Source organism: Planktothrix sp. (genome assembly GCF_046067725.1).
Lineage (GTDB): Bacteria > Cyanobacteriota > Cyanobacteriia > Cyanobacteriales > Microcoleaceae > Planktothrix.
This window is the reverse complement of sequence record NZ_JBJUDF010000361.1, coordinates 18,528-32,039: the sequence shown is the minus strand read 5'-3', so window position 1 is coordinate 32,039 and position 13,512 is coordinate 18,528. Positions and strand designations below refer to the sequence as shown.

8 protein-coding genes and 1 pseudogene are annotated in these 13,512 nt (G+C 36.9%); 4 read left to right on the top strand and 5 right to left on the bottom strand.

The features are described 5' to 3' along the window. Together ACKPEB_RS22210 and ACKPEB_RS22205 are read left to right on the top strand one after the other, a co-directional pair. A pseudogene (locus tag ACKPEB_RS22210) lies at positions 1-1,904 on the top strand (peptidase); the annotation flags it as partial. Positions 1,905-1,994: 90 nt separating this feature from the next. Continuing rightward, the gene (locus tag ACKPEB_RS22205) at positions 1,995-5,021 is read left to right on the top strand and encodes a type ISP restriction/modification enzyme (protein WP_408967196.1); all 3,027 of its coding nucleotides are present in this window, start codon (positions 1,995-1,997) and stop codon (positions 5,019-5,021) included. A 133-nt stretch (positions 5,022-5,154) separates the two neighbouring features. On the opposite strand, the gene accC is transcribed toward ACKPEB_RS22205, so the two are convergent. The 4 genes from accC to ACKPEB_RS22185 all read right to left on the bottom strand — a co-directional run bounded on the left by accC (position 5,155) and on the right by ACKPEB_RS22185 (position 9,548). Beyond that, entirely contained in the window at positions 5,155-6,507 is a 1,353-nt protein-coding gene (gene accC / locus ACKPEB_RS22200) for an acetyl-CoA carboxylase biotin carboxylase subunit (protein ID WP_408967195.1), read from the bottom strand. Between the two features lie 405 nt (positions 6,508-6,912). After that, positions 6,913-7,062 carry an isochorismate synthase gene (locus ACKPEB_RS22195; protein ID WP_408967194.1) on the bottom strand — a complete coding sequence of 50 codons (150 nt, stop codon included), beginning with the start codon at positions 7,060-7,062 and terminating at the stop codon, positions 6,913-6,915. 235 nt (positions 7,063-7,297) lie between these two features. Further along, the gene (locus ACKPEB_RS22190; protein ID WP_408967193.1) at positions 7,298-7,795 is read right to left on the bottom strand and encodes a 2TM domain-containing protein; all 498 of its coding nucleotides are present in this window, start codon (positions 7,793-7,795) and stop codon (positions 7,298-7,300) included. 187 nt (positions 7,796-7,982) lie between these two features. Continuing rightward, positions 7,983-9,548, bottom strand: coding sequence for a hypothetical protein (locus tag ACKPEB_RS22185; protein WP_408967192.1), 1,566 nt, complete (start codon positions 9,546-9,548; stop codon positions 7,983-7,985). Positions 9,549-9,934: 386 nt separating this feature from the next. On the opposite strand from ACKPEB_RS22185, the gene ACKPEB_RS22180 reads away from it, so the two are divergent. Both ACKPEB_RS22180 and ACKPEB_RS22175 read left to right on the top strand, forming a co-directional pair. Then, the gene (locus ACKPEB_RS22180) at positions 9,935-12,004 is read left to right on the top strand and encodes a thioredoxin domain-containing protein (protein ID WP_408967191.1); all 2,070 of its coding nucleotides are present in this window, start codon (positions 9,935-9,937) and stop codon (positions 12,002-12,004) included. A gap of 158 nt (positions 12,005-12,162) precedes the next feature. Further along, positions 12,163-12,501, top strand: coding sequence for a DUF4870 domain-containing protein (locus ACKPEB_RS22175; RefSeq protein ID WP_408967190.1), 339 nt, complete (start codon positions 12,163-12,165; stop codon positions 12,499-12,501). 43 nt (positions 12,502-12,544) lie between these two features. Here ACKPEB_RS22175 and ACKPEB_RS22170 read toward each other — a convergent pair whose 3' ends face one another. Next, positions 12,545-13,492, bottom strand: coding sequence for a bestrophin family protein (locus ACKPEB_RS22170; RefSeq protein WP_408967189.1), 948 nt, complete (start codon positions 13,490-13,492; stop codon positions 12,545-12,547). Positions 13,493-13,512 lie beyond the last annotated feature (20 nt).

Below are 13,512 nucleotides of genomic sequence, written 5' to 3'. Positions count from 1 at the left end.
CCTTTCTGGAACAAACGGTTGATATTGTCACCGGAATTTTATTAGAAAATTGGGAAATTACAGGCTTAGATCCTGAAACTTGGAAAAAGCCAAGTAACTATGAACGTTATAAACAAGTCCCTTTTAATCAAATTAATTATTATCCGGTTAAACAATCCCTTAACCCTCAATTCTATCAACCGGTCGGAACCTGGATTGGTCGATTAATTTTACCTGAAGAATCAGAGCGTCAACAAGTTAAAGGAGTCTTATTTGAAATTTATCATGCCGATGAAAAAAATCAACATCGGATTGGACAAATTGTAAATTTAAGATGGGATACGAATAACCCCAATGTTCAATTAAGAGTCAAATTATTGACCCAGGATTTAACTTTTATTGACCAAGCTAAAATGAGTCAATCCCAAGGCAATATTCACCCGGAACGGATTAATCACTGGTCAAAAGTTGACCCCTTAGAATCCCTGGCTGGGGCTCGTCCTGATGATGATATGATTGTTGTATTAAAAGAACCTGTGACTTTACAAGATACAGGTTCAGAACGTCCTAGTCTTTATATTCAGCAAAATCCAGTTGAAATTACAGGGCGATTTTATGGGTTAGTTACCTTTGTTGAGAATTTAGGAAACGATATCTTTTTAGTTCGTCATTATAACGCCAAATCTCAAGGATTTGATGGCTCCGAAGAACAAATTTATTTACCTTCGGTGATTCCGAATCGAGATGGGGTTTTATCTTCATTGAATCAAGATTTAGAACGCTCTCCCATTAATCCTTCGGGATGGTATATTTTCGGTCAAAAAAGTATTGATGGTCAATTTGTTGTACAAGCGATCGCGCCGAGGTGCTTATTTTCTTTAACTCCAGATGTTGTGATTTCAGGAAAACAACAAACCTTAGATTATATTAATCGAGAATACTGGAAAAATAAAGTCACCCCCAAAGGAGAAATTAAAACTATATTCTTGAATCCCAATCCAGAAGATTCTATCTATTCGGTTCATCCTGAATCCCTTTGGAAAGAAGGCGATCGCGCTTTATTAATGCACGTTTATGGAGGCATTGGAGGGCCGAATGGCGATCATACTCCCTTTGGAATTTACTTCGGACATTTTGCCTATGGAATCGCAACAGTTGTGCGCGATCGCATTAGCCAAGAGTTACGATTTAACATTGAATATCGCCAAATTTATACCCATAATTGTGATGGAATTATCTCAGGAAGTTTAGACTGGACACGCTACTCAGGAGATCGTCAATTTGGCTGGTTAGGATGTCGTCCTTTTACCGATATTTTGATTAAATTTCCTCCTCTAACGGAAGATTATGATTTTGATGGGTTCAAATTTTCACCTTTGGATGTGGTGATTAATGAACTCGATATTATGACCGATCGTTATCGCATTGGAGATGGTACCGGGACAACTTTTGTGAGTGCGATTAATTCCTGTTCTCAAGATTCTAGTCAAGCTTTGTATTTATCTCTCAGACGAATGCTGGCTCAATTTGAATTAAATCCTTTATTAATTAAATGGTTACGAGAACATCCCCATCATGAACAAACCCAACGATTTGTTCAACTCAGTACCTTAGTGGCTAGTTTAGAAAGTGTTTTAACTCCCACAGGAAAAGCTCGAAGAGATTGGCAATATAGCGCACCGACTTTAGGGCGTTTTCCTGAAGAAGCACCCTTAACAACTTTATCTCGATTAGCCGCAAGTTGGCGTTCTTTATTACCTCGAATCATTAATGATCAAATTGCCATGATTTTTCTACAATTAGGAGCTTATTTATGGATTCTTCGGACGAATCAAGTGGGCGGAAATGACCCCACCATTAAACCTTTAATTCCTACGGATTTTTGGTTTGCTGTTCCTAAATTGAAACCGTTTAAATTTGATTAACTAAGCAGTTTAGGGGGTTTAGTTTCCAAACCCCTTACCGTAGGGGTAATTCATGAATTACCCCTACCACAAATCAAATCGGATTGCTATATGTCTAAACTTTTAATTCATCAATATTATAATACCGTTGACCAAATCATCCAATATGGGGGAAGTCGTAAAGAAACGTCTATCCGCGTAGCGTTTCAAAATCTGTTAAATGACTATTGTAAAACGAAAGATTTTTTATTAATTCCTGAGTTAGAATATAGAACAAAAAAGGGAAAACTTGTTTATCCTGATGGGACGGTTAAAGATGCTTTGAGATTACCTTATGGATATTGGGAAAGTAAGGATCAATTTGATAATTTAGATCAAGAAATTGAGAAAAAACTGGCTAAGGGGTATCCCGATGATAATATTTTATTTGAAGATTCCCAAACAGCCGTTTTAATTCAAAGCGGTGAAGAAATTCTGCGGGTATCGATGGGAGATGCAGACGCATTAGATACCGCCATTAACGCTTTTATTAATTATTTACGTCCAGAAGTTCGGGATTTTCGAGACGCTATTTCCCATTTTCAAGAAGATTTACCGACGATTTTAACCACGTTGCGATCGCTCATTGATCAACAGTCTATTAATAATAAACCGTTTCAGCAAGCGCGAGATAAATTTTTGCGGGTTTGTCGAGAATCTATTCACCCCAAAATTAGTTTAGAAGATATCCGAGAAATGATGATTCAACACATCTTAACAGAGGATATTTTTATTAATATTTTCAATGAAGCTCAATTTCACCGAGAAAATAATATTGCTCGTCAGTTACAAGAAGTCATTGAAACCTTTTTTACAGGGGTTACTAAACGCAATACATTAAGCACAATTGAGCGTTATTATGCTGTCATTCGTCGCACCGCAGCCAATATTTATAACCATCATGAAAAGCAAAAATTCTTAAAAGCCGTTTATGAGAACTTCTATAAAGCTTATAACCCGAAAGCCGCAGACCGTTTAGGAATTGTTTATACTCCTAATGAAATTGTCCGGTTTATGATTGAGAGTACAGATTATTTACTACACAAACATTTTGGTAAAATTTTAGCGGATAAAGAGGTTGAAATTTTAGATCCTGCTACGGGGACAGGAACATTTATTACAGAATTAATTGAATATCTGCCTAAAGCACAGTTACCTTATAAATATGAGCATGAAATTCATTGTAATGAAGTCGCAATTTTACCTTATTATATTGCTAACTTAAATATTGAGTTTACCTATCAGCAAAAAATGGGGAATTATGCCGAATTCCACAATATTTGTTTGATGGATACCTTAGAACATACGGTTTTTGCCGATAAACAGTTAGATTTATTCTCGATGACGGTGGAAAATACCGCTAGAATTAAACGACAAAATGATCGCAAAATATCCGTTATTATTGGAAATCCTCCTTATAATGCCAATCAACAAAACGAAAATGATAATAATAAAAATCGTCAATATCCAGCTATTGATAAACGGATAAAAGGTTCATATATTAAAGAAAGTACCGCTCAAAAAACCAAGCTTTATGATATGTATTCACGTTTTTTTAGATGGGCAACTGATAGACTAGGAGAAAACGGTATTTTAGCATTTGTTACTAATAATTCCTTTATTAACGCGCGGACATTCGATGGATTTAGAAAAGTTGTTAGTCAAGAATTTAGCCATATTTATATTATTGATGTAGGCGGAGACATTCGTTCAGGCGATAAATCTGGTAATGTGTTTAATATTATGGTAGGAATTGCTATTACTTTGATGATTAAGAAGAAGAAAACTCATAGTAGTCCTTGTCAGATTTTTTATTCATCTTTAAATCATTTAGATTCTTCATTATCTAAGTTACAATATATTACAAGTCAGCCCTTAGAAAATATAGCTTTTCAACCTATTATTCCTGATCAAAATCATAATTGGTTAAATCAAACAGATAATGATTTTGAAAGCTTAGTTTCAGTCATTAATAAAACTACTAAAACTGCTAAATCTTATTTAAATGAAAAATCCATTTTCAAGTTATTTTCATTAGGAGTAGTTACAAATAGAGATGAATGGGTTTATGATTTCTCTCCAGTGAATTTAGAAAACAAAATTTTTTATTTTTTAAAAGTCTATGAATCGGAAATAGAAAAAAATAGACAATCCTTTATCTCAGATGAAAATTTAGCGAGTCAGATTAAATGGACAAGAGAACTAAAAAAACAACTTAGAAATAGTAATCTAATTCAATTTAAACAAGAGTCAATTATTAAATCACTATATAGACCATTCTGTTGTCGCTATTTATATTATGATCGATATTTGAATGAAATGCAATACCTTCTACCACAAATTTTTCCTCTTGAACACTTAGAAGAAAATATGGTAATTATTACTTCTCTTGGAAAAAGAGGTGAGTTTTCTGTATTATCAATTAACAGAATATTTAGTTTAGATATATTTCAACCTAATGCTACTCAATCATTGCCGCTTTACCGTTACGATAAAAAAGGCGATCGCATTGATAATATTACCGACTGGGGGTTAACGCAATTTCAAACTTATTACAACGATAAAACCATAGAAAAAATCGATATTTTTTATTATACCTATGCCGTCTTACATGATCCCATTTATCGACAAAAATATGAACAAAACCTAAAACGGGACTTTCCCAGGATTCCCTTTTATGATAACTTTAAACAATGGGTAACATGGGGAAAACAACTCATGGAACTGCATATTAACTATGAAACCATTAACCCCTATCCCCTCAACCGAGTTGATCTTGCAGAAACCGAAAACACCCAACCCAAACCTAAATTAAAAGCTGATCAAATCAAAAATGAAATTATCCTTGATACCGTTACTACCTTAACGAATGTTCCTAAAATAGCTTGGGACTATCGCTTAGGAAATCGTTCAGCGTTAGAATGGATTTTAGATCAATATAAAGAGAAAAAACCTAAAGACGAAACCATTGCTAAAAAGTTTAATACCTATCGCTTTGCTGACTATAAAGAACAAGTCATTGATTTATTAATGCGAGTTTGTACCGTTAGCATAGAAACCATTAAAATTATTCAAGCAATGGAAACTTCTCAACACTGATCAGTTACCTTCAGAAAAATTGTCATCCTGAATGTAGCGAAGCATAATGAAGGATCTCTGATGCTTGGGTGAGAAAATCGTTAGATTCTTCGCTTCGCTCAGAATGACAATCAAGCGTGAGGATAAAAGAATATTAATCTCCCCGTTTCATCATTTGTTCAACAAAATTAGTATAAATTTCTCCGCGTAAAAATTCCGGGGTTTCGAGGATTCTTTGATGAAATCCGATAGTCGTTGGAACTCCGGTAATTGCAAATTCTCGTAAGGCACGTTTCATCTTCAGAATAGCCGTTGAACGGTCTGGCCCCCAAACAATTAATTTACCGATTAAAGAATCATAATAAGGCGGAATTTCATAATCTGTATAGACATGGGAATCAATTCTGACTCCATTTCCTCCGGGGGGTAAATAACCGCTAATGCGTCCAGGGTGAGGACGGAAATTATGGTCAGGATCTTCTGCATTAATCCGACATTCTATCGAGTGACCCCGCAGTTTAACTTGATCTTGAGTAATAGATAATTTATCGCCTTGAGCAATCCGAATTTGTTCGGCAATTAAATCTAATCCGGTAATCATTTCGGTAACAGGATGTTCCACTTGAATCCGAGTATTCATTTCCATAAAATAGAAATTACCCGACTGATCCACTAAGAATTCAACGGTTCCTGCTCCCGTATAATTAATGGATTTTGCAGCTTTAACGGCGGCAGTTCCCATCTTTTCTCGAAGCTCTTGAGTCATGACGGGACTGGGTGCTTCTTCTAATAGTTTTTGGTGACGGCGTTGAATCGAACAATCCCGTTCTCCCAGGTAAATTACATTGCCATAATTATCAGCTAAAATCTGAATTTCAATATGGCGAGGACGTTCAATAAATTTTTCCAAATAAACCCCAGGATTGCCAAAGGCAGCTTCGGCTTCCCCTTGAGCCGCAGCAAACAGTTTTGGAAGTTCCTCTTCTTGCTTAACTAACCGCATTCCACGACCGCCACCGCCAGCCGTGGCTTTAATAATCACCGGATAACCAATTTTTGCAGCCAGTTGCAGTGCTTCTTGTTCATCGGTCAGCAGCCCATCACTACCGGGGACGGTGGGAACTCCGACACGCTGCATGGTTTCCTTGGCCGTTGATTTATCCCCCATTGACCGAATGGCCTCCGGTGTCGGGCCAATAAAAGCAATGTCATGGTCGGCACAAATTTCAGCAAATCGAGCATTTTCAGCTAAAAACCCATAACCGGGGTGAATGGCGGTGGCGTTGCGGGTCAGGGCCGCCGCGATAATATTAGGAATATTCAAATAACTTTTATTGCTGCTGGGTTCCCCGATACAAACAGCTTCATCCGCCAGTTGGACATGGAGAGCATGGCGATCTACCGTTGAATGAACAGCAACCGTCGCAATCCCCATTTCCTCGCAGGTGCGAAGAATCCGTAACGCTATTTCCCCTCGATTGGCAATTAAGATTTTTGAGAATCGCATCTTTATGTTGCTATTGCTGTTGCTGTTCACTATTCAGTTAGGATAGAGGATTTTGGCAATCCCGAAAAGAGGGTATCGAGGCAGGGCTGTTTTGTTCTCAAGGCAGATTCCTCTGTGACCTCTCCCCCAACCCCTCCCCTTGCAGGGGAGGGGAGAAGAATTCTTAATATTAAATACCTATCTAGTTTAAAAGTAATAATTAGTCCCCCTCTCCTTGCAGGAGAGGGGGTTAGGGGGAGAGGTCATACAAATTTTGGGAGAAAATGAAACAGTCCAGGGGGGGTTAAGGGTCGAGGTTGATGAAGCTGAAAACGGCATAAATCCCCCGCAATTGACGACGGGGGATCGAAAGTTGATTCTAAAACAGAGAAAAAACAATAAGTGATCACAGAATTCAATTTATTTTTAGTGTTTCCAACGAGGATCTTTATTCGGAGTCCCTTCAAAGGGTTGCGTACCGACTGAAGGGTACATATCATCAGCGACGACAAACATCCGTCCGGCGGCTTCTGTCAGATAAGCCATCATTTCTTTCATAGATTGTAAGATCTTCATACTGCCTCACCTCATAAGTATCAGTCAGTCTTCTATACTTATTATTTTAGAGGGAAAAATTAGAAACTGTATCGGTTCGCAACAATTATTTGCACTTGGCTCAAGTTTACATTTGTTTAAATTCTTTCATCGATTTTAATGGTTAAAAATACTTAAGAGCCGACGACGGAAACTGATGCCAAGCTGTACATTAACTGAACTTTACATCAGTTTCTTGTCCAGGTCTTCTATACAGTTAAGATTGCAATCCTTTTAAGACTTTATCCGCAAAGGCATTAATAGATTTTCCGACGGTTTTTTTCAATCGCCAAGCTTTAAATGCGGTTTCATAATCCTCTCCTTCTGTTTGGTACGTTTTCCAAGTTCTCAGGGTTAAAAATAATCCCCAAAATAAAAAGACAAAGGCTGCAAATCCAATACTGTGCCAAATCACCAAGTTAATTAAAATTAGAAAAGCGTTAACAATACCAAACTGAATCAGATTTTGTTTCAGCCGATTTCGACGATAGGCATTAAACACTAATTTTTCATCGGCTTCTTGTTTTTGTAATCGCCATTGCTGTTCAGCGAGTTCTAAATCTTGGGAAGAAATTCCTAAATCTTTAGCGATGTCTAAGAGTTCTTGACGGGTCATTTCCTCATTATCTTGTTTGCGACTAATGGCAATATAGAGAATTTCTTGTATATCTTCCTGTAAATAGGTACGAGTAATTTGATTATCTGAGTTTGTCATAGTGATTATCCAATTAAATTAGGGAATCAGGAACAGGGAAGACAGTCCCTTTTTTATATTAGCTAATCTTTTGAGAAGTCGGGTGGGTCATCTTCCAACAACGGCTATTTTTATCTTGATTTATCGGTTTTCACCTCTTGACAACCTTTCAGGTCAATATTGTCCGATTAACCCAGTTTCTGATATTTTAACCTAATGTATATAATCCCCCATCCCGTCCACAAATCATCACCTGACCCTGCCAAACTACAGGGGTTGACTCAAAAGAAACGTCCGGTTTAAAACGTCCAGTTTGTTCAATTCTTAACCGATAATATTCTCCTCGATGGTTCGGAATCACATTACTTTGATTGGCTCTCGCTTCTTCCCAATATAAATTAAATAAATAAACCCCATTGTATCCAGCCGTTACTAATTTATAACCATCGGTAAAAATAGGAGTTGAAATGGACGCTCCGATTTTTTCCTGGGCTAAAATTAAAGGGGTGTTATATTGTCTTTTTCCTAATGGCCCCGTTACCTTTTTTCCTGTCGTAATTTGTTGAGATCCAATATATAAATATCCATCAATGGCATTGGTGGCAAAAATAGCCGGAAATCCATCAGGGTTATATTCATCATTTAACGCCACAGAACCGATAATCCCACCATCCCAAGTATTAAATCGTTGATTTTTGGTGGGTAAAAACCATTCTAAACTATCTTGAGGATCTCGGTTCGGATTCAACTTCAAAACCCCGCCATTTCCAGGGATATATTGTTTTTCAATAGCACAAAATAACTTCCCATCTTGAGAAATCACCGCCGAACCATCAATATCTGACCCGGTATAAAAATCCCAAACAATGGTTCGATTTTTGATATCAATTCCATAAATATGTCCAGAACCTGATGCCATAAAAATCCGATTTTCTAACCGAGAGGGAGAAGATTCACTGACTAAATTTCCTCCATGACGGCTACTATCTCCCCCTTGATAGAGTTGGACTTCTGATAAGATTTTAGGTTGTAAAAAACCTGATTTTTTTTCTGCGGTTTTAACTGAACTATTGAGAAAATAACCAATGGCATTTTCCCCCGCATTAAAAATAACGCCATCTCCTAAATCTAAAGGCGAACTATCGTTATCTCGGCTATAACTTGGAGTTGAACGTAAATTTAACTTCCAGAGTTCTTTTCCAGTTCTAAAGGAAATTGCCCGAAAACTGGTAGCTAATCCTCCTTTTGACAAACTACTGCGACTCCCTTGTAACACGACAATTCGATTGTCATCACTCGCCGTATTATCAATATAAATCGTTGACGTTCCTTTAATGACATCATCAAATTTATACCGCCAAATTTCTTCCTGAGTCTCTAAGTCTATTTTCCTTAAATAATAATCAAACGCACCAATGATTAAATAAATTTTACCTCGATCTCGTGTAATCGTCGGTTGTCCTGTCCATCCGGCACCACTCCAAACTTTACGAGTGCGTCCCACATAAGTTACCCCAGTTCCTAATGGAAACTTATGAATTTGTTTAATATTTTCAGGAACCCCTCGACCATAAAAACGCCGTTGATCATTACCTAAATAAGTCGGGACTAAAAGTTGAATTTCGGGATCTAAAATTGACAATAAAGTTTTAAAATTTTCTTGCATCTCGGCTTCAGTTATGTTAAAATTAAAGAAATCATACACAGCCGAAGGCAGGAATGACCCCAAGGAAAAATAAGCTGCAATTTGACTAAACTTTCTGCGAGAAACCATGATGTTAAAATAAAAATTCAGGAATCATGAGTTAAGAGAGATGAGCCATGATGTCTCTGTCAAAAGCTCAGGAATTAGAAGTTAATTTTTTCTGGTTTTCTGGCTTCGGGAGTTAACCCATAATCAGTGAGAGACTTGCCATAGCTCGTCTGAATTACTCAAGATAGTAATGTTTAATATTAAACCATAAATTCTTAAATGTTTGCTACAGATCATGAGATAGCCAAAACTCATAAATTTTCCTATTACTCCTTAAAAAAGTGCCTATTCGTAATTCGTAATTCCCTATAACAAACTCAACTTAAATTAAAATCCACCGATAACACAATCAAAATGTTAAACTAAATAAACCGATTGAATCTTAACAAATCTTTAAGGTAATCCTCATGGTGAATCGTCTTTCAGAATCAAAAAGCCTATATCTTCGGAAACACGCAGAAAATCCCATTGATTGGTGGCCTTGGTGTGACGAAGCTTTAGAAACAGCAAAATTAACCAATAAACCGATTTTTCTATCCATTGGTTATTCCAGTTGTCATTGGTGTACTGTTATGGAAGGAGAAGCATTTTCTGACTCTGGAATTGCCGAATATTTGAATAAAAATTTCCTCCCCATTAAAGTAGACCGAGAAGAACGACCTGAAATTGATAGTATTTATATGCAGGCTTTACAAATGATGACAGGTCAAGGAGGATGGCCGTTAAATATATTCTTAACTCCTGATGAACGAATTCCCTTTTTTGGGGGGACTTATTTTCCTTTAGAACCTCGTTATGGTAGACCCGGATTTTTAGAAGTTTTACAAGCCATTCGTCGATTTTATGACTTAGAAAAAACCAAGTTGCAAACGTTTAAAGATGAAATTATGACCCATTTGCAACAGTCTACAATGTTACCCATTTCTGAGTTAACCGAAGATTTATTACAAAAAGGATTAGAAGCAAATACCGGGGTGATTAGTCGCAATGAATATGGGGGGCCAAGGTTTCCCATGATTCCTTATGCTGATATGGCGTTACGAAAAATTCGGTTTAATTTTGAATCAGAATATGATGCACAAAAAGCCTGTACTCAACGAGGTTTAGATTTAGCTTTAGGGGGAATTTATGATCACGTTGCGGGAGGATTTCATCGCTATACTGTTGACCCGACTTGGACAGTTCCCCACTTTGAAAAAATGCTTTATGATAATGGGCAAATTGTTGAATATTTAGCGGATTTATGGAGTGCGGGGGTTCAAAAACCTGCCTTTAAACGAGCCATTCAAGGCACGGTAAAATGGTTAAAACGGGAAATGACCGCTCCAGAAGGATATTTTTATGCTTCCCAAGATGCGGATAATTTTACCTCTCCAGAGGAGTCAGAACCCGAAGAAGGTGCATTTTATGTCTGGAGTCATCGGGAACTAGAATTGATTTTAACCTCAGAAGAATATGCCGCTTTACAAGAACAATTTTCCATTACAAAATCGGGGAATTTTGAAGGAAAAAATGTTTTACAACGATGGAATGCAGATGAATTGAATGCTATAATAGAATCAGCCTTAGCTAAACTCTTTCAAATTCGGTATGGGGAATTACCCGAAGCGATAACAACCTTTCGTCCGGCGCGGAATAATCAAGAAGCAAAAACCTACAATTGGTTAGGAAGAATTCCTCCCGTTACGGATACTAAAATGATTGTGGCTTGGAATAGTTTAATGATTTCTGGTTTAGCCAAAGCAGCGACTATTTTAGGAGAAATAGAATATTTAGAATTAGCCACAACAGCGGCTCAATTTATTCTCAAACATCAATGGATTGATGGACGGTTACATCGAGTCAATTATGAAGGTGAAACGGATGTTGTCGCTCAATCAGAAGATTATGCCTTATTCATTAAAGCGTTGATTGATTTACATCAAGCGAGTTTAACAGCAACATCGCCATTAGTAAAGCCGGATGATTGGTTAGAACAGGCGAAAAAAGTTCAGGAAGAATTTAATAATTTACTCTGGAGCGTGGAACTAGGCGGATATTTTAATACTGCAAAAGACACAGCAGAAGAGTTATTAATTCGAGAACGGAGTTATATTGATAATGCAACTCCGGCGGCAAATGGGGTGGCAATTTCTAATTTAGTGCGTCTGTTTTTATTAACCGAAAATCTGGAGTTTTTAGACCAAGCAGAACAAGGGTTAACGGCTTTTAGTTCCGTCATGCAAAAATCTTCCCAAGCTTGTCCGAGTTTATTTACCGCCTTAGATTGGTATCGAAATAATACCTTAGTGCGAACGTCTACTGAACAAATTTTAACTTTAAGTTCGCAGTATTTCCCGGCGACTATTTTTAAAGTGGATCATACCATTCCTCAGAATATTGTCGGGTTAGTTTGTCAAGGATTAAAATGTAACAAACCTGCTCAAAATTCCGAAGAAATGTTAGCACAATTGCAAGCGAGTCAAACTCGTTCTTAACTTTGGGGACTCAGAAACCGGGTTTCTTAACTTTGTGGTCAGGGTCAGAAACCGGGTTTCTTTCAATATCTTTGATTGTTAACCGCAATTGTCTTAGAAACCCGGTTTCTTAATTCTGCGGTTATAATCAATGAATAACCCTTAACGGAGTAATCCTCATGGAACGAGATCAACGCCTGATTTTATCAGTCTTGAGTCATGCTGCTATCTTTTTTAGTGCGACAGTTGTCGCCATCGGAATTCCTATCGCCATTTTATTTTTATCCCAAGATACCGTTGTTAAAGCCAATGCTAGAGAATCCTTAAACTTTCATATTAATTTATATATTTATGGGTTTATATTTTGGATACTCACCTTTTTATTAATTGGCTTTCCTTTATTATTTATTTTGGGAATGGTCAGTTTTATTATGCCAATTTTAGCGATTATTTCTGTTGTTTCTAATCCTGATAAACCCTATGTTTATCCGTTTATCTTTCGGCTGATTCAAGAATAAAAAATTAGGGTTTGACCCTGGTCAAGAGTTGCTATTGCCCATTTTAATCATTAAAATTGAGCAAATTATCATCAATTTTGGTTTTGATGTCAGGGTCATAAACCTGAACGCTAGGAGGGAGAGAAATTAAATCTTCAACATTTCTTAACATCGCTTGACAAATAACATCAAGCTGCAAGTCATTTTCATCGTAACCAAAGGGATTTTCAATCTGGCGGGCAATTTCTTCAATTCCCAATAACGTAAAACTAATAATGGCAACAACTAAGCCTGTAAATATTTCTAAATTATCAACAACTTTAAAAGGTAAAATCAAACAATAAATTAATAAAATTTGTTGCAAATGAATTTGATAAGCCACAGGAATTGGAGTTTTTAAAATGCGTTCACAAGCTCCTAAAGCATCTACCATTGTGTCTAGGAGTTTATATAAAGCCGTCAATTGATAAATATGAAGATAGTGCTTTTTATTTTTATCTTGTAAATAATCTCCAATCCAAAAGGCAATTTCTAAAGGAGGATGATTCATCGTTTTGATTTTCTCATACTGTTCTGGAGAGATTAAAGCTTCAAGTTCAGCATTAATTGTTTCTCCTCGGAGATGGAGCTTGGTGGCGACTGCAAAAGCGACTAATAATTTTAAAACGGCAATTTTCCCCTGAGTATCACTGATGTCTTTTTCGGGAACTAGCAACCAAATTTGACGGGCAAAGTTTCTAACGGTGTTAACTAAAGTCCCCCAGAGTTTTCGCCCTTCCCAAAATCGATCATAAGCTGTGTTAGTTCTAAAAACTAATAATAAACCCAAAACTAAATCAGGAAAAATAAAATAACTCAATGTGTCTGTCGGTAGGAACAAACCTTGAATATGAAACAGAGAAACAAGAATGCCCAATGCTGTGCATAAAATCACACGGGGCATAATGGCTGGAATGACCGAACTTTTCACCCGAACTGCTAACTGAAACCAATTTTTTTCACCCATAGACATAGACCATTTTAAAGCATTCT